General features: G+C 30.3%; 19 protein-coding genes and 1 tRNA gene. 13 read left to right on the forward strand and 7 right to left on the reverse strand.

What is annotated here, in order from left to right:
• Positions 1-75 precede the first annotated feature (75 nt).
• The 5 genes from J3359_RS12930 to rodA all read left to right on the forward strand — a co-directional run bounded on the left by J3359_RS12930 (position 76) and on the right by rodA (position 5,602).
• Positions 76-1,104 (forward strand): rod shape-determining protein, encoded by a 1,029-nt coding sequence (locus tag J3359_RS12930; protein ID WP_208077272.1) that lies wholly within the window; start codon positions 76-78, stop codon positions 1,102-1,104.
• A 21-nt stretch (positions 1,105-1,125) separates the two neighbouring features.
• The gene (mreC, locus tag J3359_RS12935; protein ID WP_208077273.1) at positions 1,126-1,953 is read left to right on the forward strand and encodes a rod shape-determining protein MreC; all 828 of its coding nucleotides are present in this window, start codon (positions 1,126-1,128) and stop codon (positions 1,951-1,953) included.
• Between the two features lie 73 nt (positions 1,954-2,026).
• Positions 2,027-2,449 (forward strand): hypothetical protein, encoded by a 423-nt coding sequence (locus tag J3359_RS12940; protein ID WP_243765912.1) that lies wholly within the window; start codon positions 2,027-2,029, stop codon positions 2,447-2,449.
• On the forward strand, positions 2,449-4,341 hold the full coding sequence (gene mrdA, locus J3359_RS12945) for a penicillin-binding protein 2 (RefSeq protein ID WP_208077275.1): 1,893 nt from the start codon (positions 2,449-2,451) through the stop codon (positions 4,339-4,341). The genes J3359_RS12940 and mrdA overlap by 1 nt, the downstream gene beginning before the upstream one ends.
• A complete protein-coding gene (rodA, locus tag J3359_RS12950) occupies positions 4,322-5,602 on the forward strand; it encodes a rod shape-determining protein RodA (protein ID WP_208077276.1) in 1,281 nt (426 codons plus the stop codon). The genes mrdA and rodA overlap by 20 nt, the downstream gene beginning before the upstream one ends.
• A 320-nt stretch (positions 5,603-5,922) precedes the next feature.
• On the opposite strand, the gene rpsT is transcribed toward rodA, so the two are convergent.
• The 3 genes from rpsT to proS form a co-directional block, all read right to left on the reverse strand.
• A complete protein-coding gene (gene rpsT / locus J3359_RS12955; RefSeq protein ID WP_208077277.1) occupies positions 5,923-6,174 on the reverse strand; it encodes a 30S ribosomal protein S20 in 252 nt (83 codons plus the stop codon).
• A 37-nt stretch (positions 6,175-6,211) separates the two neighbouring features.
• Positions 6,212-6,283 (reverse strand) — tRNA-Glu (locus tag J3359_RS12960).
• A gap of 173 nt (positions 6,284-6,456) precedes the next feature.
• Positions 6,457-7,935 (reverse strand): proline--tRNA ligase, encoded by a 1,479-nt coding sequence (proS, locus tag J3359_RS12965; RefSeq protein WP_208077278.1) that lies wholly within the window; start codon positions 7,933-7,935, stop codon positions 6,457-6,459.
• Between the two features lie 177 nt (positions 7,936-8,112).
• On the opposite strand from proS, the gene J3359_RS12970 reads away from it, so the two are divergent.
• From J3359_RS12970 to porT, 5 genes are all read left to right on the forward strand, one after another.
• The gene (locus J3359_RS12970; RefSeq protein ID WP_208077279.1) at positions 8,113-9,351 is read left to right on the forward strand and encodes a hypothetical protein; all 1,239 of its coding nucleotides are present in this window, start codon (positions 8,113-8,115) and stop codon (positions 9,349-9,351) included.
• 25 nt (positions 9,352-9,376) lie between these two features.
• A complete protein-coding gene (locus J3359_RS12975; protein WP_208077280.1) occupies positions 9,377-10,789 on the forward strand; it encodes an OmpP1/FadL family transporter in 1,413 nt (470 codons plus the stop codon).
• 142 nt (positions 10,790-10,931) lie between these two features.
• Complete coding sequence (locus J3359_RS12980) at positions 10,932-11,837, forward strand: NifU family protein (RefSeq protein WP_208077281.1); 906 nt, start codon at positions 10,932-10,934, stop codon at positions 11,835-11,837.
• 126 nt (positions 11,838-11,963) lie between these two features.
• Positions 11,964-12,695, forward strand: a complete 732-nt coding sequence (ubiE, locus tag J3359_RS12985; RefSeq protein WP_208077282.1) for a bifunctional demethylmenaquinone methyltransferase/2-methoxy-6-polyprenyl-1,4-benzoquinol methylase UbiE — start codon at positions 11,964-11,966, stop codon at positions 12,693-12,695.
• Between the two features lie 2 nt (positions 12,696-12,697).
• Positions 12,698-13,396 (forward strand): type IX secretion/gliding motility protein PorT/SprT, encoded by a 699-nt coding sequence (gene porT / locus J3359_RS12990; protein ID WP_208077283.1) that lies wholly within the window; start codon positions 12,698-12,700, stop codon positions 13,394-13,396.
• 248 nt (positions 13,397-13,644) lie between these two features.
• On the opposite strand, the gene J3359_RS12995 is transcribed toward porT, so the two are convergent.
• On the reverse strand, positions 13,645-14,379 hold the full coding sequence (locus J3359_RS12995; protein ID WP_208077284.1) for a TrmH family RNA methyltransferase: 735 nt from the start codon (positions 14,377-14,379) through the stop codon (positions 13,645-13,647).
• Positions 14,380-14,573: 194 nt separating this feature from the next.
• On the opposite strand from J3359_RS12995, the gene tamL reads away from it, so the two are divergent.
• The 3 genes from tamL (at position 14,574) to accD (ending at position 19,369) form a co-directional block, all read left to right on the forward strand.
• On the forward strand, positions 14,574-17,111 hold the full coding sequence (tamL, locus tag J3359_RS13000) for a translocation and assembly module lipoprotein TamL (protein ID WP_243765913.1): 2,538 nt from the start codon (positions 14,574-14,576) through the stop codon (positions 17,109-17,111).
• A 119-nt stretch (positions 17,112-17,230) separates the two neighbouring features.
• Positions 17,231-18,298: a class II fructose-bisphosphate aldolase gene (gene fbaA / locus J3359_RS13005; protein ID WP_208077285.1), complete on the forward strand. Its 1,068-nt coding sequence runs from the start codon at positions 17,231-17,233 to the stop codon at positions 18,296-18,298.
• A 198-nt stretch (positions 18,299-18,496) separates the two neighbouring features.
• Entirely contained in the window at positions 18,497-19,369 is an 873-nt protein-coding gene (gene accD / locus J3359_RS13010) for an acetyl-CoA carboxylase, carboxyltransferase subunit beta (RefSeq protein WP_208077286.1), read from the forward strand.
• A 157-nt stretch (positions 19,370-19,526) separates the two neighbouring features.
• Here the strand turns inward: accD and J3359_RS13015 are convergent, their stop codons facing one another.
• From J3359_RS13015 to J3359_RS13025, 3 genes are all read right to left on the reverse strand, one after another.
• Positions 19,527-20,024 carry a DUF3575 domain-containing protein gene (locus J3359_RS13015; RefSeq protein WP_208077287.1) on the reverse strand — a complete coding sequence of 166 codons (498 nt, stop codon included), beginning with the start codon at positions 20,022-20,024 and terminating at the stop codon, positions 19,527-19,529.
• An 89-nt stretch (positions 20,025-20,113) separates the two neighbouring features.
• On the reverse strand, positions 20,114-20,647 hold the full coding sequence (locus J3359_RS13020; RefSeq protein ID WP_208077288.1) for a DUF3575 domain-containing protein: 534 nt from the start codon (positions 20,645-20,647) through the stop codon (positions 20,114-20,116).
• A gap of 52 nt (positions 20,648-20,699) precedes the next feature.
• On the reverse strand, positions 20,700-24,077 hold the full coding sequence (locus J3359_RS13025) for a DUF8818 domain-containing protein (protein WP_208077289.1): 3,378 nt from the start codon (positions 24,075-24,077) through the stop codon (positions 20,700-20,702).
• Between the last annotated feature and the right edge of the window lie 18 nt (positions 24,078-24,095).

The following is a 24,095-nucleotide window of genomic DNA, read 5'->3' on the forward strand; positions in this document are numbered from 1 at the left end:
TTATAGGTTGTTTACAATCAGAATTTTAGTAGATTTGTAAATACAGTAGTTAAAATAATACAACAAAGATATTTTATGGGTTTTTTTGATTTTATGACGGAAGATATTGCGATTGATTTAGGAACCGCAAATACGTTGATAATCCACAATGGAAAAGTGGTTATCGATAGCCCTTCAATTGTTGCAAGAAATAGAATTACTGGAAAAATCATTGCAATTGGTAAAGAAGCCAATTTAATGCAAGGAAAAACCCATGAAAATATTAAAACAATCCGCCCTTTAAAAGATGGTGTTATTGCAGATTTTCAGGCATCTGAAGAGATGATTAAAGAGTTTGTAAAACAAATTCCTTCTATTAAAAAGAAATTATTTCCTCCAGCATTAAGAATGGTTATTTGTATTCCTTCAGGAATTACAGAAGTAGAAAAACGAGCGGTTCGCGATTCTGCAAAACATATGAATGCCAAAGAAATATATTTAATTTACGAACCAATGGCAGCTGCAATTGGGGTGGGAATAGATATTATGGAACCAAAAGGAAACATGATTATAGATATTGGTGGTGGAACAACCGAAATCGCAGTAATTGCTTTGGCAGGTATTGTTTGCGACCAATCTGTAAAAGTGGCAGGAGATTTATTTACCAACGATATTATGTATTATATGCGAACACAGCATAACTTACACGTTGGAGAAACCACTGCAGAAAAAATAAAAATAAGCATTGGTGCAGCTACAGAAGATTTAGAAACCCCTCCAGAAGACATGCTCGTTCAAGGTAGAGATTTATTAAGTGGTAAACCAAAACAAGTACAAGTTTCCTTTAGAGAAATAGCAAAAGCATTAGACAAATCTATTTTAAGAATAGAAGATGCTGTAATGGAAACATTGTCTAAAACTCCGCCAGAACTAGCAGCAGATATTTACAATACAGGTATTTATTTAGCTGGTGGTGGCTCTATGTTAAGAGGTCTAGATAAAAGATTGTCAAGAAAAACAGATTTGCCAGTTTACGTAGCCGAAGATCCATTAAGAGCGGTTGTACGTGGAACAGGAATTGCTTTAAAAGAATTAGACAAATACAAAAACGTATTAATGAAATAATTTTTTGAGCACTTTGTAACTATGCAGCAACTTATTTACTTTTTTCAGAAGTTTAAGTATCTTTTATTCTTTTTAATGTTGCAGTTAATCGCAGTTGTTTTAACTTTTAATAATCTTAATTTTCATAAAAGTAAATACGTTAGTTCTGCAAATGCAATTACTGGAAGTATGTATAATAAGATTTCTAGTATTTCGGAATATTTCCAGCTAAAATCTGTAAATCAACAACTTTTAGAAGAAAATACACTTTTAAGAAATCAATTAGAAAAAAATAATTCGATTGTTTTTAATAAAGATTCTACAGTGGTAGATTCTGTAGAATACAATCAAAAATACACATTTACAAATGCCAAAATAATTAATAATAATTATTCGAAAGCGTTTAATTATCTTACAATTAATAAAGGTAAAAATAGCGGTTTAGATAAAGAAATGGCAGTTGTAAATGGTAAAGGTATTATTGGAATTACCGATTTTTCTTCAGCTAACTACACAAGAGTACAATCTATTTTAAATAAAAATAGCAATATTAATGCGAAGCTAAAAAACCAATATTTTTTTGGAAGTTTAAAATGGGATGGTAAAGATTATAATATTGTGCAGCTAACAGATGTACCAAGACAAGCACCAGTAAAAGTTGGAGACACCATAGAAACAGGAGGAAGGTCTACTATTTTTCCAGCAGGAATTTTAATTGGAACTGTTATAAATGTTGATGAAAATAACTCAGTAGACAATAATATTGATGTTAAATTATTTAACGACATGAGCAATATTGGGCCAGTTTACGTAATTAAAAATTTAGATAAAGAAGAAATTAAATTTATAGAAAACCAAGACATTGAATAAAACATTACACTTTGCACTGCTATTTATATTCTTGCTCTTTTTGCAAGTTTTTGTGCTGAATAATATTTTGTTTATGGGCTATGTAAACCCGTATTTGTATATCGCTTTCGTTTTTTTATATCCTTTAAAAGTAAATAGATTTCCGTTTTTATTTGCAAGTTTTATGTTGGGTTTAGGAGTCGATTTCTTTTCAGATTCTGGTGGAATTCACGCTTTTTCAATATTAACAATAGCGTATATAAGGTTGTTTTTCGTAAAGGTTTATTTTAGAAAATATGAAGCAGATTATCCTTTCTTTAATTTACATTCCGAATCTTTTGGTAAAGTTTTTAACTTTGTAGTAACTTTAACACTTATACATCACTTTATTTTGTTTTCTTTTGCTAATTTTAGTTTCAATAACATATCTCATATACTATTAAATTCACTTTTTTCAGGTATTTTTACATTAATATTATATTTCTTAGGAAACTATATTCTCTCTAAAAAACAATAATGCAAAAAAGTTTTTTACTATATTTTTTAATTACGTTAGTAGGTTTCGTTTTTATAGGACGTTTATTTCAGCTTCAAATTATAAGAGGAGATAATTACGATCCCATTAGAAGTGCAGCTGTAAAAACGCAATACGATTATCCAGAACGTGGATATGTATATGACAGAAATGGAAAGTTGTTGGTTGCAAACCAGCTTTCTTATGATGTTATGGTTCAACCAGATCAAGTAAAACCTTTAGATACTTTAGAGTTTTGTAAACTTATAAAAATTACCAAAGAAGATTTTCTAAAGCGTTTCGAAAGAGCAGAAAACTATGCACCTTATTTACCATCGGTATTTTTAAAACAATTGGCAAAAGAAGACTTTGCGTTTTTACAAGAAAAATTACATAAGTATAAAGGGTTTTTTATTCAAAAGAGAATTATTAGAAATTATCCTGTAAAAGTTGCAGCCAATGTTTTGGGTTATATTGGAGAAGTAAACGAGAATTTGGCAAGAAAAAGCGATTATTACCAACAAGGAGAATTAATTGGAAAAGACGGTATAGAAAAACAATACGAAAATTTACTAAGAGGAAAAAAAGGAAAGAAATATTACCACAGAAACCGTTTTAATAAGATTACAGGTTCTTACAAAAATGGAGCGTATGATACACTTCCAGTAAATGGAAAAGATTTAACATTAACCTTAGATATAGAATTGCAAGCGTATGCACAAGAGTTAATGAAAGGTAAAAGAGGTGGTATTGTTGCAATTGAGCCTTCCACTGGAGAAATTTTAGCTTTGGTAACTGCACCTTCTTACGATCCTAATATGTTGGTGGGAAGAAAACGTTCGAAAAATTCTTCTATTTTAATGAATCCAGAAAATCCAGATAGACCAACATACGATAGAGGTTTAATGGGAGCGTATGCTCCTGGTTCCCCTTTTAAAATGATGAATGCATTAATTGGTCTGCAAGAAAAAGTAATTGATGAGCAAACCTCATTTTATTGTAATGGAGGTTATAGATATGGTAAAAGAAAAGGAGAGTTTATGAAATGCCACTGTGGTATTTTTGGAAGACCCGTGCATTTACACTCTGCCATTGCAAAATCTTGTAATAGTTATTTCTCGAATACATTTAAAAGAATTGTAGAAAAAGACCATAAACCAACTGAAGGTTTAAATAATTGGAGTAAACATGTAAAGAGTTTTGGTTTAGGTAATTATTTAGGTTACGATTTGCCAGCAGGAAGCCCAGGATTAATTCCAGACGGAAAATATTATGATGATCGCAAGAACTTTAGATGGAATGGATCGTCAATAATTTCTAATGCAATTGGGCAAGGAGAAGTTTTAACAACACCAATTCAATTAGCAAACTTTACAGCAGCAATCGCGAACAGAGGTTTTTTCTATACACCACATGTATTAAAAAAAGTAGATAATACCCCTATAGATAACCCAGATTTTACAAAGAAAAAAATAACAACCATAGATAAAAAATATTTTGCTCCTGTTGTGGAAGCTATGCACGAGGTTTTTAAAACAGGAACAGGAAAGTATAGTCAAGTAAAAGGAATAGAAATTTGTGGTAAAACAGGAACAGCCGAAAATTTTATTATAAAAAATGGAATTAAAGAACAGTTGGCAGATCATTCTATTTTAGTAGCATTTGCACCCAAAGACAATCCTAAAATTGCTTTAGCTATTTTTGTTGAAAATGGAGGATATGGTTCTACAATCGCAGCGCCAATTACAAGTTTGTTAATTGAAAAATATATAAATGGAAAAATATCAAAAGCCAATAAATATAGAGAACAAAAAATGCTGACTTTAAGTTTACAAGATATTTATGATAAACAATTAGAAAAACCAATAGAAGAAATTGCGTCAGGAACGAAATAATATTTTTGCAGGTATCGATTGGATTTTAATTTTCCTCTACATAATTTTAGTCGGTTTTGGCTGGTTAAATATCTACGCAGCTTCCAGTACAGAAGAAGATGTAGAATTATTAAGTTTCGCTACAAAATATGGTAAACAATTAATTTTTATTTGTTTAACCATTCCATTAGTAATTATAGTTCTTTTTTTTAATTCTAAATTTTATGAAAAATTTGCAAGTATACTCTACATCATATCACTGTTATTACTAGTAGGTTTATTTATATTTGGAAAGAAAATTAACGGAGCAACTTCTTGGTATAATTTTGGAGTAATTGGTTTGCAACCATCCGAATTTGTAAAAGCATTTACAGCATTGGCAGTAGCAAAACTGCTAAGTGATCGTCAATACAACTTCAAGTTAATTAAAAACCAAATTAAAGCCTTTATAATTGTATTTTTTCCTGCCTTTTTAATTTTTTTACAGCCAGATGCTGGTTCCGCGCTTATTTATTTATCGTTCTTTTTTGTGCTGAATAGAGAAGGTTTAACCTTAAATTACATACTACTTGGCTCTGCATTTATCGTATTATTTTTATTAACTATTTTTTTTGGTGCTAAATGGATGTTAATAGCATCATTTACATTAATTACAATTATTGCATTTTATTTATTTTACAGAGAAGGAAAGCGCTTTTTTCGTTTCAATTGGTATAAACTATTAGTAGTATATCTTATATTAGGATTGTTTATTTCTGGAACAGATTATGGATATAAAAATGTTTTGCCCTCACATCAAAAAGATAGGTTTGATATTTTATTGGGTAAGAAAACAGATAATAGAGGCATTGGATACAACTCTTATCAATCGGAATTAACAATAAGCTCTGGAGGAATAAAAGGCAAAGGTTTTTTAAAAGGCGATTTAACACAAGGAGATTTTGTGCCAGAACAGCACACAGATTATATTTTTAGTGTTGTTGGAGAAGAATGGGGTTTTTTAGGAACCACAGCAGTAGTTTTTTTGTTTATGCTAATGTTGTATCGAATTATATATTTAGCAGAAACACACAATAACAAATTTGGCAGAATTTACGGTTATGGATTGGCTTCTATCCTCTTTTTCCATGTAATTGTTAATATAGGAATGGTTATTGGATTATTACCAACTGTAGGTATTCCATTACCATTTTTTAGTTATGGAGGTTCGTCTCTTTGGGGTTTTACAATTTTGTTGTTTATTTTTATTAGATTAGATGCTCATAAAGATTATGAGTGGTAAGTGTGTTAAGTTGGGAGTTGGAAGAACAACAAAGGAGTTAAGGTTTTTTCAAATTTTTTAGATTGAAAAACTTCAGCTTATAAAAAAAATGTTGATTGCATCTAGCTTTAGCTGGATGTGATGAATAGGATAAAAGCTAGCTTTATCCAAAATACTCATACAATTGTAACGATTTCGGCTAAAGTCAAATATGTTTGAAAATATTTTACTATTGAAATACTAAAACCCACATCTTTTTTGACTTGGATTCCATTTTATCTCAACAAAAAAAAGCTCTGAATTTTTATTCAGAGCTTTTAAATATTTTGTAATTAAAAATCTTACAATGCAGCTACGTGCTTTGTTAATTTAGATTTTAAATTAGCTGCTTTATTCTGGTGAATAATATTGTTTTTAGCTAACTTGTCTAACATAGAAATAACCTTACCTAAATTAGATTCTGCCTCTTTCTTGTCTTCAGTTGCACGTAAATCCCTTACAGCATTACGTGTAGTTTTATGCTGATATTTGTTACGTAACCTTTTAGTTTCGTTACTTCTAATTCTTTTTAATGCTGACTTATGATTTGCCATAATTTCTTTCTATTTGTTTTTTTTATTAAAACATTTGTAGTCCGTACGGGAATCGAACCCGTGTTACATGGATGAAAACCATGCGTCCTAACCCCTAGACGAACGGACCAAAACAATTAAGTGTGTCTCAATTGCGGATGCAAATATACAACGTTTTTTAAATTCTGCAATAATTTTTTAAAATTTTTTAAAAAATTATAGATTTTTTTTGAACTCGTTTTTTTAATGGTGATAAAAACCTCATTTCCCGAATATAATAAAGAGATTGTTGTTTAGTTATAATTAATATGCTTTTGCAAAAAGAACTCTTTTCGTGGATGGTTTTCCACTAAAAACACAAACTCCAGCTTCTTCTTTTGCATCGTTCGGAATACAACGAATGGTCGCTTTTGTATATTCTTTAATTTTATCTTCTGTTTCTTCTGTTCCATCCCAATGAGCAGAAACAAAACCGCCCTTATTTTTAATTACTTTTTTAAATTCTTTAAAATCATTTACCTCGGTAGTATGTTCAGCTCTATAATCGATGGCTTTTTTGAATAAATTTTCTTGAATTTCTTCCAATAAATTTTCTACAAAATTTACAACAATGTCTTGTGAAATGGTTTGTTTCTCAAAAGTATCTCTTCTGGCAACTTCAACTGTATTGTTTTCTAAATCTCTTCCTCCAAAAGCAATTCTTACAGGAACTCCTTTTAATTCGTATTCTGCAAATTTTGCTCCTGGTCTGTAAGTATCCCTGTCATCAAACTTAACAGAAATCCCTTTTTTACGGAACTCTTTTACAAATACTGCTACTTTTTCTGAAATCGTAGTTAATTGCTCTTCCCCTTTATATATAGGAACAATAACTACTTGTATTGGAGCCAATTTTGGAGGTAAAACCAAACCATTATCATCTGAATGTGTCATAATCAAACCACCAATTAAACGTGTAGATACTCCCCAAGAAGTTGCCCAAACATGCTCTTGTTTTCCTTCTTTAGAAGTAAATTTTACATCAAAAGCTTTGGCGAAATTTTGCCCTAAAAAATGACTTGTTCCAGCCTGCAACGCTTTTCCATCTTGCATTAAAGCTTCAATAGTGTAGGTGTCTTCTGCTCCAGCAAAACGCTCGCTATTAGACTTGTATCCTTTTACAACAGGCATTGCCATAAAGTTTTCGGCAAAAGTTGCATATACTTCTTGCATTTGTTTAGCTTCATCAACTGCTTCTGTTCTTGTTGTATGTGCTGTATGCCCTTCTTGCCATAAAAATTCTGCTGTACGCAAAAATAAACGTGTCCTCATTTCCCAACGAACTACGTTTGCCCACTGGTTTATTAATAATGGCAAATCTCTATAAGATTGAATCCATCCTTTATAAGTATTCCAAATAATAGCCTCTGAAGTTGGTCTTACAACTAGTTCTTCTTCTAATTTTGCTTCTGGATCTACACGCAATTTGCCAGAATTATCAGGGTCGTTTTGTAAACGATAATGCGTTACAACAGCACATTCTTTTGCAAAACCCTCTGCATTTTTTTCTTCAGCTTCAAACAAACTTTTGGGCACAAACAAAGGGAAATATGCATTTTGGTGACCTGTTTCCTTAAACATTCTGTCTAATTCTGCCTGCATTTTTTCCCAAATAGCAAATCCATAAGGTTTTATAACCATACAACCTCTAACTGCAGAGTTTTCTGCAAGATCTGCTTTTACAACTAGTTCATTATACCATTTAGAATAATCGTCTTCTCGTTTTGTTAAATGTTTACTCATGTTTAGAAGTTTGGCACAAATATTGTTATCTTTAAAGTGAAATTTTTGTTAAATAGTTAAAAGTATTTACAAAAACGATACAAAATTACTACAAAAAGGTTAGAACCAATGTAAAGTTATAGTTTTTTGTGCAACAAATTTTTCTGAAAATTAATATTTACATAAAAATATATCAATATGAAACTATTTTACAATAAATCCAGTTTACATCAAGTTATTTTATTTTTTCTATCTAGTATACTATTGGTTTCTTGTGGTACATACCAGAGTGTATATTCTGATGATGGTATTTATGCAGACGAAAAACCAGTTAGAGAAAAGAAGGTAGTTGTTGTTAACGATAGAGAATACAACAATTATAACAATAATTATTTTACGAAAGAATTAGAAAGATTAGAGAGTTTAGAAGATTCTGAAGTTTTTACGGATGTAGATAGTTACAATTCTCCTGATGCATTGTATGTCGAAGATAATTTTAATTATAACACAAAACCTTCTTGGGGAAATAACTCAGGAAACGATGTTGTTGTGAATGTAAATTTAATAAATGATCCTTATTGGAATGATTTTTATGGTGTAGGGTTTAATAGTTGGGGTTATTATGGATACAATAATTGGGGCTGGAACAATTGGGGTTGGAATAACTGGAGATTTAGAAATAGATGGAATGGTTGGAATACCTGGGGGTACAATTCTTATTGGCATCCATACCAAAACAACTTAGCTTGGGGTTGGAATGGAGGTTTTTATAACCCATATTTTGGCTATGGATATGTAGCTCCTTATAGATATAATAATTTCTATAATTATAGAAACAATCGTTATAATAGAAATACAACGTATGGTAGAAGAACCACATATAATAATAGATATAGTAGAAGAAGAGGAAACGCAACAAATTCTTCTGTAAGATCTAGAAGAAGATCGTTTACCACAAGACCAGCAACAACTTCAAGAAGGAGAAGTTCTAGTACGATATCTCCAAACAGAAGATCTACTTCAAGAACTAGAAGAAGTTCAATAAATACTTCTAGAAGAAGAAATAGTCCTTCAACGAGAAGAAGCTCTTCTAGTACAAGAAGAAGTTCTTCAAGAACAAGTTCTAGAAGAAGAGGTGGAAATAATTCCACTGCAAGTAGAGTAAATAGTTCTGTAAGAAGAAACAATAGTTCTACAGTAAGAAGGGCGAGAATCGTTCCAACAAGAAGAAGTAACAGTTCTACCGTTAGAAGATACTCAACTCCAGCAAGAAGAAGTTCTGTGGCGAGTTCTTCAAGGAGAAGATATGCTCCATCAGCAAGAACTTCGAGTTCTAGATCATCAAGAGCTAGTAGTAGAGCAACTTCAAGATCTTCGAGAAGTTCAAGAAGCTCTTCTACAAGAAGTTCCTCTTCATCTAGAAGAAGAGGAAATTAAAAAAAAAGCCTAAAAAATAATTAAAATGAAAAAAATTATAACATTTGCGATATTGTTCGCAGTAACTTTAACGTCTTATAGTCAGTCTTTAAAATACCAAGATTTAGCGTTGCTTTTCTCGCAAGACGATTCAAATGGAACTGCGCGTTTTACTTCTATGGGAGGTGCTTTTGGAGCATTAGGTGGCGATATTTCATCAATAAATATCAATCCAGCAGGTTTGGCTGTTTTTAATAATAGCTCATTTGCAGGAACATTAAACAATAGAAATACAGAAATACAATCTACTTTTTATGGAAATGCTGTAAATAACCAAAATCAGTCTTTTAACTTTTCTCAAGCAGGTGCAGTTTTGGTTTTCGACAGTGCTTATAAATCTGATTGGAGCAAATTTGCAATTGGTTTTAATTACAGACTTACAAAAGATTTTAGTGATAATTTTATTATTGAAGGGAATAGTGGAGTACCAACATTTAGAGAATTTCCTTTAGATAAAAATAAGACTATCGATTATAATGTTTCGGAAAAAAATCAAAGATTTATAAATAAGTATAAAGGGAAGTTAGATGAAATTAATTTGGCATTTTCGTCTGTGTATCAAAATAAGTTATACGTTGGTGCAGGAGTTAATTTTTATAGCTTAAATTTTAGTCAGCAATCTAATTTATTAGAATTTAATAGCGATGGAAAAGGAAATACTTTAGACGCCAACTTTTATCAAGAAAACTTTACAACAGGTACAGGAATTTCTTTAAACGCAGGTTTTATTTATAAGGCAACCCAAAATTTTAGATTTGGTTTATCTTACCAAACACCAACTTGGTTTACAGAAATTATAGAAGATACTAATATTGTAAAAAATGAAGGAAATAGACTTGGCGGAATTCCATTTACTGGAGATACAGAAATTATTGTTAGCAATGACCCAAAAAATATTTATGATAATACTACTGGAGATAATTTTCCATCTCAAAATTTAACTTATAGATTAAAAACTCCGAGTAAATTAACAGCAAGTGCAGCAGTGGTATTTGGCAAAAGAGGTTTATTTAGTTTCGATTATATTAGTAGAAATTATTCGAATATGAAACTATCAGATGGAGGTTTCGCAGGAGAAAATACATTTTTCGAAAATGAACTAAAAAACACCAATTCTTTTAACATGGGTACAGAATGGCGTTTCGATAAATTAAGTATTAGAGGAGGTTACAAGTTTGAAGAAAACCCCAATAAAACAGCATTAAATTCCGACGATATTAAAGGGTATTCTTTTGGAGCTGGTTATAATTTTGGAAACTTTAAAGTAGATTTCGCTTACAGTAATAATAACAGAACTTCTTTTTATGATGTATATCCGCAATTTCCAAAGCAAATAAATACTGCAGATTTAAATATAGATAATAGAATTTTTACAGCAACAGTTTCCATAAGTCTGTAACTTTTAGAAGACAAATATATTTCGACTCTACTTTTAATAGCAAATACAAATGTTATTAGAAGTAGAGTCGAAAAGTTTTATACCTTTAAAAATAATGCTATTTGTCTTTTTTCACTTAATTTTGCAATTCAATTTTTAGACAATGCCAAACATTAAAATTACCATTCAAGAAACAACTAACAATACCATTATAAAATACAACAGTAGCAGTATTTTAATAAATGGAGGTAGTTACGAATTCAATAATATAGATGAAGCTAAAAACTCTCCATTAGCACAACAATTATTCTATTTACCATTCGTAAAGAAGGTATTTATTACCGCTAACTTTATTGCAATACAACGTTTCGATATTTTAGAATGGATAGACGTCCAAGAAGAAGTAAAAGAACAAATAGAAGTTTTTTTAAACGAAGGAAATGCTGTTGTAAACGAAGAAAAAAAATCTAAAAAAGAATCTATAGAAGTATATGCAGAGGTAACTCCAAACCCATCTGTAATGAAGTTTGGAACCAACAAAGCACTAACGCAAACAGATGTTGAGTTTAAAAATATAGACGAAGCAAGTAAATCGTCTCCATTAGCTTTGGCTATTTTTAATTTTCCTTTCGTAAAAGAAGTTTTTATTTCCGATAATTATATTTCAATTACCAAATACGATATGGTAGAATGGAATGAAGTTTATGGTGAAGTAAGAACGTTTATTCGAGAATATTTAGCAGAAGGAAAAACAATTATTAAAGAATTACCAAGAGAAAAAATCGTTGCAGAAGGAACAAAAGAAATAGTACAAGAAGTAAAACTAGAAGGTGTTTCTGCACAAATTGTAGATATTTTAGATGAATATATAAAACCGGCAGTTGCAGGAGATGGAGGAAACATCGCTTTTCGTTCTTATGATGAAGCAAATAAAGTAGTAAGCGTAGTTTTACAAGGCGCTTGTAGTGGTTGCCCATCTTCTACAGCAACTTTAAAAAACGGAATCGAAAACTTGCTGAAAGAAATGCTACCAAACAAAATTAACGAAGTAGTAGCGATAAATGGGTAGAGAGTTGGAAACTGGAAGATGGGAGTTGGAAGTTTGAAGAATAAGAAGTTAAATAAAAGAGAACAATAAAAAGCAGTTGCTCACGCTGCAAGTTTTTTCCTTTGAGAAGATTAAGATGGGCTTTTTATGTCAGCAGAAAAAATTAATCCATATAAAAATTCTAAGTTAGGTAAGAAAGAGCAAGTTACCCAAATGTTCGATAATATTTCTAAAAACTACGATGGTTTAAATCGTGTAATTTCTTTAGGAATAGATGTAAAATGGCGTAAAAAAGTGGTAGAAATTGTTGGTAAAAACAAGCCAAAACAAATTTTAGACATTGCAACAGGAACAGGAGACTTGGCTTTAATGATGGCCAATTTAAACCCAGATAGAATTGTTGGTTTAGACATTTCTGCAGGAATGCTAGAAGTTGGTAAACAAAAAATAAACAAAGCAAATCTTTCCGATAAAATAGAAATGATGGTGGGCGATTCTGAAGATATGCCTTTCGAAGATGCAACTTTCGATGCCATTACAGTTTCTTTTGGTGTTCGTAATTTTGCGAACTTAGCCAAAGGAATTAGAGAAATTGCCAGAGTTTTAAAACCAAATGGAGTTTTGGTAATTTTAGAAACTTCAAACCCAACAAAATTTCCTTTTAAACAAGGATATAAATTATATACAAACTTATTTTTACCAGTTGTTGGAAAACTATTTTCGAAAGACAAAGTTGCCTACTCTTATCTATCGGAATCTGCGAATTCTTTTCCTTTTGGAGAAGCTTTCAACAATATTTTACAAAAAAATGGGTTTACACATACAGAAGATAATCCTGTAACCTTTGGTGTTGCAACAATTTACACAGCACGTAAATAATTATGAGTAAAAAAAATCTATTTTTTTGTTTTTTTCTATTCGCTAGTATTTCTTTTTTTGCACAGAAAGATCGCGTAGAATATTTACCTTCATTCGATAAAAGACCTTTGCATTATGGTTTTTATTTGGGTGTAAATAAAAATGACTTTAAACTAAACTTAAGAGAAAGTACAATTGCGAATGCAAACATAACTGTAGAACCAACTATAGGTTTTAATGTGGGGTTAATTGCAGATTTGCGTTTACATAAAAACTTAAATTTACGTTTAGAACCAGGTTTGGTTAGTAATTCGAAAAACATATATTTTAATCATTTACCTACAAAACAAGACAGCGTTCGAGAAGTTGGTTCTACCTATTTACATGTTCCTTTGGTTTTTAAATTTAGTACAGACAGGTATCATAATATTCGTCCGTATTTATTAGCGGGTGTTTCTTACGATTATAATTTTTCTAGTAACGAAAGAAATCAAGATGATAACTCAGCAGGTCAATTTCGTATGAAAACACATAACTTTATGTATGAGGTAGGAATTGGAGTGGATATTTACCTGTATTTCTTTAAGTTTTCTCCATCCATTCGTGGTGTTTTTGCAATTAACAACGAAATTAAATATGATGATGATCCAAATAGCAGATGGACAGCTCCTGTAAACTTTATGGGAACTCGTGGTATTTTCTTAAATTTTGCTTTCGAGTAAGAGGTTGTTTCGCTGAGATTCGCAGAGTTTTTCACAGAGATTCACAGAGATTCGCAGAGTTTTTTTTGTGTTTTTTCTCGCAAAGATGCGAAGTCGCAAAGATTCAAAGTTTCAAAGACTCGAAGTTTCAATATAAAATCGCAAAGATTGGCTATGTTTTCTATGTGCCTATGTGGTATTTTTACTCGTAAAGAGTTATTATTTTCTTAAACCTTAAACCTTAAACCTTAAACCTTAAACCTTAAACCTTAAACCTTAAATCGAGAAAACTCGCTCAATAAAATAGCAGTTGCAGTTGCAACATTTAAACTTTCTGTTTCTTGGCTTTCACCAAAACGTGGAATGGAAATTTTATTAGAAACGATTTTTTTTATGTCATCTGAAACTCCATTTGCCTCATTTCCCATAATTAAAACACCTTCTTTTGGCAAACTGGTTTTATAAACATTTTCGCCATCCATATCTGCTATAAATGTGGGTAAATTTGTTTCAGACAAATAAGTATTCAACGCTAAGTAATGGATAGAAATTCTTGTTAAAGAACCCATAGAAGCCTGTACAACCTTGGCATTATAACAATCTACAGTGTCTTTAGAACAAATTAATTGTGTTACCCCAAACCAATCACACAAACGAATAATAGTACCTAAATTACCAGGATCGTTTATTGCATCTAAAGCAATTATTAAACCTTTATTTACAAGTTGTTTTTCTTCGGGAATTTTAAAAATACCTAGAACTTTATTGGGTGTTTTTAAATTACTTATTTTTTTTAAATCAATTTCAGAAATAGGAATAATTTTGTCTTCAGCAATAGTACAAGTAAAATCGTTAGTACAAAAAATAGTAACGACTTTAAAAGAAGAATTTAAAAGTTCATTCACTACTTTTACGCCTTCAGCAATAAATAATTTATGCTTTTGTCGATACTTTTTTTGTGATAAACGTGTTATTAGTTTAAGCTGATTTTTTGAAAGACTCAAAATTGATTGTTTTTTGGAATTTTAGATGTATGTTAAACTTGATTCGGCACGCAATTTTTTTTGTTTTTAAGGCTAAAATTTAAAGTATAACCTTTGTTACAGTTTTAAAATTAAACACAAATAAAGGAAAAAAGAATCAGTATAAAAACCGAAAAGCTATCTGTTTTCGATATATACTCATTAATTAAATCTAAATGAGAATAAACCATAGAAAAATATTATTTTTGGTGTTCGATTCTATTGCTAAAGTAATGAAAAAACTGTCTGTTTACTTTTTACTTGTTTTAATTTTGGTTGCATGTAATTCTACAAAACATGTTGCCAAGAATGAGCATATGCTTACAAAAAATTATATTTTTGTTGATAGTGTTAAATACAAAAGTAGCGATTTACAAAAATACATTCTTCAAAAACCGAATCCGAGATTATTAAATTTACCATTAGGCTTATATTTTCATAATTTAGGAAACCACGATAAACCCAAAACACCCTCTGAATGGGGAAAAGAAAACCCGAAAAAGTATAAGTTTATTAAAAATGTTTTTTCAGAAAAACAAAGTATTGCTTATGCAAACTCTTTAATAAATTTAAATAATTGGTTTTTAAGTTTCGATAGTCCTGTAATTGTAAATAAAAATAAGGTAGAAAGAACTAGCGATAATTTATGGGCATATTATAAAACAAAAGGATTTTTTAAATCGAAAGTAAAAGCAATTATAAAGAGAGATTCTAGTCAAAAAAAAGCCACAGTAGAATATTATATTACAAAGGGAAAACCAACATTGTTAGATACTATTAAGTTTAAAATAGAATCTCCTGTTTTAGACTCTATTTATAAAGCTTCTGGTATTACATCTTTGTTGAAGACAGGAGACCAGTATAACGATAAGACCTTTAGAAAGGAAGCCGCGAACGTTGTTAAATTATATAAAAATAACGGAATTTATTATTTTACGGAATCTGCTTTGGGTTTTTATTTAGATTCTATGGACTCCATAAAAAAAAATTATAAAACCAATGTCGATTTTTTAATATCAAGAGGAAGACTTGAAGAGAAAGATGGTACATATAAGAATAAAGATTACAAGGTTCAAAAAATAAAAGAAGTTGTGGTAAGAACAGATTATTCTTACACTCAAAAAGACGAAGAATATTCAGATTCCATAACATATAAAGGAATTAAATTCTATGGATACAATAAAATAAAGTATAACCCTAAATATTTAGCACAATCTATTTTCTTTAAACCAGGAGATATCTATAAAGATACGCTTAGAAATTTAACAAGAAGCCACTTAAAATCTTTAAAGAATTTTAAAACCACAAATTTAGATTTTACTTCTGTAGGAAACACCGGCGACGAATTAAGGTTAGATGTATTTTTGTCGCCAAAAGAAAAATATACTTTAGGTTTCGATACAGAATTAACACACTCTAATATTCGAGAAATAGGAACTTCTGCCAAATTTTCTATTATCGACAGAAATGCATTTCGAGGAGCAGAAATTTTAAAACTTTCTTTCTTAGGCTCTTATTTTAGAGCAAGAAATGGGCCAGGTTACGAAATTGGTGCAGATATATCTTTAGAAATTCCAAGGTTTGTTGCTCCATTTGGTTTAAATAAACTCGTCCCTAAAGCAATGTCGCCCAAGACAAGAATTTCTATAGGAGCCAGTCTACAAAAAAATATAGGATTAGATAGGCAAACAATAACTACTGGAATCGATTATAAATGGAATTACACACCCAAAAAAACCATTCAAATAGAGGGTTTTAATTTACAATATATAGCAAATTTAAATATTAGTCAGTATTTTACTATTTATGGTTCCGAATTTGATAAAATAGAAGTTATTAAAAATAATTTCTTTCCAAATGAAAATTTATCAGCAGCAACTGCAGAAAAATTTGTATTTAAGGCTTTAACAGATAGTAATTTTGCAACCAATAATCCAAAAGAATACTTAACTTTATTTAATATTGCTAATAGATATAGTATTATTACCTCTAATTTTATCATTCCTACAATTTCTTATTCCTATACTTATAATTCTCAAACAAATTTTAAGGATAATAATTTTTCATTTTTTAAATTTAAGATAACAAATTCAGGAAACGTTGTTGGGCTTCTATCAAATAAAAAAGACGATTCTGGGGCAAAAACGATTGCAGGGACTCCAATTGCACAATATTTTAAAACAGATATAGAATATAAGAAATTTTGGGAAGTATCAGACGATTCTGTGATAGGTTTTAGGTCTTTTTTTGGTTTAATTATTCCTTATGGAAAATCAGACATACCTTTTTCAAAAAGTTATTTTGCTGGGGGTTCAAACGATATACGAGCATGGAGAAGTTACGATTTAGGTCCAGGTTCTTTTCCTAACGTGTTCGAATTTAATACAGGAAGTTTAAAGCTTTTAACCAGTTTAGAGTATCGATTTAATGTTGTTGGAGACATAAAAGGAGCATTATTTTTAGACGCAGGAAATGTTTGGGATATTTCCAAATCTTTATACGATTTTGAAGACGCAAATTTTACAGGTTTTTCTTCTTTAAAAGATATTGCTTTGGGTTCTGGTTTTGGAATACGATACGATTTAAACTTCTTAGTACTAAGACTAGATTTAGGTTTTAAAACCTACGAACCTTACTTAAAAGAGAATAAATGGTTCGAAAATTATAACTTTCGAAGTGCTGTTTATAATATTGGAATAAACTATCCATTTTAATAAAATTGTAAACGAAAACCTATAACGTTTTCGTTATTTTATGGTTTCATCAAATAGAAAAACAGCTATTTTTAGTACTTTTGAAAAAACTAATAATCAACGATTTAAAAAAAATAAACATGAGTCATAACATAAAACCAGGAGTTGCAACAGGAAAAGAAGTTCAAGAAATTTTTAAACTAGCCAAAGCAAAAGGTTTTGCATTACCAGCTGTAAATGTTGTTGGTTCTAGTACTATAAATGGAGTTTTAGAAACTGCAAGAGATTTAAATGCGCCAGTAATTATTCAATTTTCGAATGGTGGAGCACAATTTAATGCAGGTAAAGGCTTATCTAACCAGAACGAAAAAGCAGCAATTGCTGGTGGAATTGCAGGTGCAAAACACGTACATGAATTAGCTGTAGCTTATGGAGTTCCAGTAATCTTACATACAGACCATTGTGCGAAAAAATTATTACCTTGGATAGATGGTTTATTAGATGCTTCAGAAAAGCATTTCCAAGAAACTGGAAAGCCTTTGTACAGCTCACACATGATCGATTTATCTGAAGAGCCAATTGAAGAAAATATAGAAATTTGTAAAACATACTTAGCTAGAATGAGCAAAATGGGTATGACTTTAGAAATAGAACTAGGAATTACTGGTGGAGAAGAAGATGGTGTCGATAATTCGGACGTAGATGCTTCTAAATTATACACACAACCAGAAGAAGTTGCTTATGCTTACGAAGAGTTAATGAAAGTTTCTCCTCAATTTACAATTGCAGCTGCATTTGGAAACGTGCATGGAGTTTATAAGCCAGGAAACGTAAAATTAACACCAAAAATTTTAAAGAATTCTCAAGAATTTATCACAAAAAAATATGGTGTCGAAGAAAATCATATCGATTTTGTATTTCATGGAGGTTCTGGTTCTACCTTAGAAGAAATTAGAGAATCTATTGGTTATGGTGTTATAAAAATGAACATCGATACAGATTTGCAATTTGCTTTTACAGAAGGTATTAGAGATTATATGCAAGAAAAGGCAGCTTATTTGGCAACACAAATTGGTAATCCAGATGGAGCAGATCAACCAAATAAGAAATATTACGATCCAAGAAAATGGTTGCGTTTAGGAGAAGAAACATTTACTATACGCTTAAAGCAAGCATTCCAAGACTTAAACAATGTAGATACTTTATAAAAGTATTTTAAAATAGTATTAAAAAGCATTTTGATTTTTTTTTACAAATCAAGATGCTTTTTTTATTTATAGAATCCTGTAAATATAACTACAAAAGAATATCAAACAGAAGAAAGTATATTTCGCAAAAATATTTTTACATTTGTACTTCACATTTATTCTTTTACAGAATAGAATTATAACAAAGACAAACTAATTATGGCTTGGTTTAAAAGAACAGATAAAGGTATACAAACTGCAACAGAAGATAAAAAAGACACTCCTAAAGGTCTTTGGTACAAAACTCCTAGTGGTAAAATAATAGATACAGAAGAATTAAAAAGAAACTTATATGTAAGTCCAGAAGATGGTTACCATGTAAGAATTGGAAGTAAAGAATATTTCGAACTTTTTTTTGATGATAATAAATTTAAGGAATTAAACAAATCTTTAACTTCTAAAGATCCTTTAAAATTTGAAGACACAAAAAAGTATCCAGACAGATTAAAAGCGGCACAAGAAAAAACAAAATTAAACGACGCTGTAAGAACAGCTGTTGGTAAATCTTTAGGAAAAGATTTGGTAATTGCAGCGATGGATTTTGCTTTTATTGGAGGTTCTATGGGATCTGTAGTTGGAGAAAAAATAGCCAGAGCCATAGATTATTCTATTAAAAATAAAATTCCTTTTTTAATGGTTTCTAAATCTGGAGGAGCAAGAATGATGGAAGCCTCGCTTTCGTTAATGCAATTAGTTAAAACATCTGCAAAATTAGCCCAGTTGGCAGAAGTTAAAATTCCATACATCTCTTTATGTACAGATCCAACAACAGGAGGTACAACAGCTTCTTATGCAATGTTAGGAGATATTAATATTGCAGAACCAAATGCATTAATAGCATTTGCAGGACCAAGAGTTGTAAAAGATACCACAGGAAAAGATTTACCAGAAGGTTTCCAAAAATCGGAATTTGTTTTAGAACATGGTTTCTTAGATGCCATTTACGAACGTAAAGACTTAAAGAAACAAATAAATTTATATATAGATTTAATACAAAATCTTCCAATTAGAAAACCAGAAGTAATATTATAAAGAAACTGTCTTAAAAGTATTAAAATTTGTCATTTCGACTGTAATGGAGAAATATTATTTATTGAATTTCAATATTTTATATTTTTCGACCTCAATCAAAATTAACAGCTAAATTTATTTTTAAGACAGCCTCTTATATATAAAATCTGCTAAAATTTTAAAATCGCCAACCTACATTTACACCTACTCTAGGTACCAATATTGGAGAATCTGTTCCAAAAAGATTTCTACCAACACCAGCATAAACATCTATTACCAAACCACCATCAGAAATGTATTTGGTTCCTATTGCGACTCCTAAAGCACCATCTGTATATTTCTGTAATTGGGTATTTCCATTAACTTCAACTTCCGCTTTTCCAGAATTTATCCCTAAAAAACCTTCTCCAAAGAAATTCCATTGCGCTTCCGAAGTAAAATAATGACGAAAAAATGGCGTAATCATCGTGTTTTCATTGTACCTAAAATCTACATCTTGCTTTGCTAAGTTAAAAAGAGCAGAAACCCCAAAAGAGTTTTCTGCACTAATGTAATTTTCGTAAGAAAGCTCTAAACTTCTTATAACCAATGCATTTGCAACGTCTAGTTTTACTTCTTGTTGGGCAAACCCCAAAGAACTTACGAAAAGACCAAATATTAAAAGTGTTTTTTTCATTTATTTTTATTTTGAATACATCCGTAAAAACATGAACTTAATCTAAAATAATTTCTCTATGATTCTGTCTGTGGCTTCTAATTTTTTTATTAAAACCGGTAACCAACAGAAATACCTAATCTACCTATTACACTATTGTTTTCACTCTTTCCCAAATTTCTTCCAACACCTAATAATAGTTCTGTTGTAAAACCTCTTTTAGATACGAATTTTCCTCCAACAGAAACTCCTACCCCAAAACCTGTTTCAAATTCGGAATTTCTAGTATCATTCGAAAAAGCTCTATCCTTTGCGGAAAAAAGCATACCAAAGCCTTCTACAAAAAAACCACGCGCAAATTTTTCTGAAAAATAACGTCTATAATAAGGTGTTAAAGAGTATTTTAAATTAGTTTTATTTGTATCTGTATTGATAGTAGCAGCAATACCAAATGAAGATTCTTCGTTAATTAAATTTTCATAGGAGACATCAATCCATTTTCCAGCTAAAAGTGTTAAAACATTTATTTTAACTTCTGTTTTTTTAGCAATGTCTTGAGGGTATACTCCCTCTTTCTCCTTTTCTTGAGCAATTGAAGTAAAAGTAGTAACTAAAAGTAAAAATATTAGTATGTATTTTCTCATAACTATAGTTTTTGGTTGATGAAACAAATATATCAAAAATTAAGGAAATTGTTTAAAAAACAGCTCTTAATTGCACGCTCCCAGTATGTATGGTTTTCGAGTTTTCGCTTTTTCTTCCTAAATAATTTAAATTTAAGTTTAAAAAAGAATTTAATTTTTGAGAGAATAACAAGTTCCAAGTGTAGTTTCTTCCAGCCTGCAAACCTTCTAACATTTGGTAAGCCATAGGTGTATTTGCATTGCCTTTAAAATTGTTTAAAAACACATTTGCATTGGCAGTTATTTGGTTTTTTTTACTGCTGATAAAAAAATATTCCAATCCGAATTTTTGTTGCTTTAATTCCTCGAAATCTGCCAACGTATTTTGCTTATTTTTATAATGATAAAAAGCGGTTAACCTATTGTTAGGATTGTATAAAAAACTTATTTTAGGCTGTATCTCTTTTGCTTCGATAAAATAATTTCTATTGTTAAAGTTTTCGGTTTGTAAATCGTTTTCTGAAACTTTCCCCATTAATTCTGCAAGCCAAAAAGTAGCAAATTTATGTGCAAAATCTAACTGATGTAAAATTGTTTTATTTTCTTGACTTCCAATAAAATATTGTTGTTTACTTCTTAAGTTTCCATACGTATAAGTAAGGCTGTATTTCTGTAGATTTTTATTAAAATACAAACTGTTTCTGTAACTTAAATTTAGACCGATTAATTTATTTTCATCAAAATTAAAAGGGTTAAAATTGAAGGAGTTTCCAATTCGAGATTGTTCGTTTTCAACATTAAAAAAACTCTCGTTATTAAAATGAGAAATTATTTTTTTAATGCCTTTTTTTTGATTCCATTGCTTAAAATTTAAGTTGATAGATTGTCTAAACTTAGCTCTTTGAGTAGCAATAAAACGAATATTAGGTTTTGGAACACGTAAATAATTTGCTTGGTCTTGGAACTCTGCGATTTCAAATTCGTCGAAATCTTGGATTCCATCATTATTATAATCAATCCAAGTATAGTAACCCAAACCTGGTTCTGTTTTTACATAGACATATTCTTGTCTTGCCACGTTTCCAGAAGAAGTTTCGTACGTAGTTCCTAAAAATAAGAAGTTGTTAAACAATCTTTTATTAAAAACTACTTTAGAGTTTAGCGATTTTTCATTCTCCGAAAACCGATTTTCAGTAAGTCTGTAATTCGCAAAAATACTTAAATTTGTAAATTTATTTTGAATTAATTTACTGTTAATGTAAATGGTTTTTCGATTATTGATTTCGGTAAAAGCATTCGATTTTATACTGTCGTTATTTCTATAATTAAACCCGATTTTAGCGAACACTTTTGCAGTATCTCCAACCCCAAAATAGGTTTCGAATTCTTTAAAACGATGGCTCGTATTTATAAAATTATTGCTAGCAATACTCTTTCTGCTATTGGTTTCTAAATTTGTAAAACCACCCACCCAACTTTTAGAAAAACGATGTTCTACTCTTGCTTTTGCTCGTAAAAAAGAGTTATCTTCTAAAGTAGAGGTATTTTTTAAAAAACTTCCATCTACATAAAACGAGGTATTATTAAAAGACATTTTAGATTGCAATTCGTGCTTATTTCCATTGTAAATATTTGTATAATTTAAGTTGTTATATTGGTAAGAGAAAAAATCTTTCTTCTTATTTTGTAGCAATAAAGCCGTTTGAAAATAATTTTTTGTGCCATTATTGGTTAGTAGATTCCAATCTCTATTAAATTCGATGGTTTCCCAACGTTGCAAAGTTTTAAAATTTTGTTGTACAAATTCGTGGTTAATTTTACTCGTTAATTTCCATTGTTTATCAATTAAAACTTGTTTCCAACCAACTTTGGCTGCAATTCCTGTATTCTGATGATTATCTAAGTTCGAAAATAAATTGGCGTCGTTGTTACTCACAGCAATTTCTGAAGTTAGTTTTGTTTTTTTTGTGGAATCGTAATTAGTTTTTAGTACAAAAACTTGCGATTTCGTTGGCGGAATTAAACGAATTATTGGATTGTAATTTCCTTGATTTACGCCTACATATTTAAAAATAGTACCAATTGCAGTGCTTCTTAAAATCGTGTAATCTCCATTATTTGCACCTACATTTGTAAACGTTACAAAATACAATTCGTCGTTAGTATTTGTAGAATATTCGAAATTTTCAACAGCTCCATTAACCACTTTTTTATAAAGAATTTTATTCTCATCAAAAGCATCTACAAAGGCACTTTCTGCAAACATTAAATCTGTGTTGTTTCCTGCGTTCGCCAAAATTTGTTTTTGCTCGTCTGTTAACGCCTGTTGCAAAGGCTGATTTTTAGCATCGTTTTCACTATAAAAAAAACCATTAATTTTTAATTTTTCGGAATTGTAAGAAACATTTTCATAGGTTACAAAGCGTGTATAATTTCTGTCAGAATATTGAAATTCTACAGCAATTCGCATATCGTTTGTAGTTGGAAACGAAGTGTTAAAAGTAATCTCTGCTAAATTGTAGTCGATTGTATAGTCTTTGTTTTCGCCTCTTTCAATTAAAATTCCATTGATGTAAACTTGTTCACTTCCAGCAATAATTACAATGGCAGGTTCGTTATTTGCTCCGAAAATTTTATACGGACCTTGATTTCCTTCAACTCCAACAATCTTAAAATTATTGTATTTTCCACGAACAACTGCGCCAGAAGCACCTACTTTTAGGTTTTCTGTAATATTGGCTTCCACCTCTAAACCAGCTGCTTGTTTTACAAAAGGCGCAAAGTAACTTTCGTTATTTTGTAACGAAATATCACCAGCTTTTACACGCCAATTTTTATGGTACATTTCTATAAAAATTCGATCGAAATCTGTAATGTTTTGCGAATATCCATTTTGTTGAAGAGGTATGTTGGTATCAAAAATATTGGCTCTTAGAGTAATTTCTTTGGAGAGTTTACCAGAGATTTCTAAATCCAATGCAGCATTAGTAACCGCATTTTGGTTGTTACCACCAGTAACGCCTCTTGTAATAAAACCTTTGGTTTGCAAACCGTCGAATAATTTTATTTCTGAAGCCTTTTTATTAGTTGTTAAACTGTATAATTTGCCTGTATTTACACCATTTGGAAGAATTAAACTATCGTTATAAGAAGTGTAAGTTTTGGTAACAAAATCTGGAAAACGAAAATATTCTATAGTAATTTCTGGGTGTTTTTTAGCATTTATAATTAATGTTGCTTTGTTAAAATCTACTCGATATTCTGTGGATGAAATTGGTTTTAAAATAGAATTTAAAACCTTAAATTGTTGAGAATTTACAGAAACAGAATCAAACTGAACTGTGTCTTTTTGGATTAAAAACTTCTTGGATCTAAAATCTTTGGAAATCGTTTGTGCATGGATGGAAAATCCAACAAAAAGTAAAATGAATAAAGTTATTTTTTGATACATGCACGACTATAACTACCT

It is taken from the genome of Polaribacter cellanae, assembly GCF_017569185.1.
Taxonomy (GTDB): Bacteria; Bacteroidota; Bacteroidia; order Flavobacteriales; family Flavobacteriaceae; genus Polaribacter; species Polaribacter cellanae.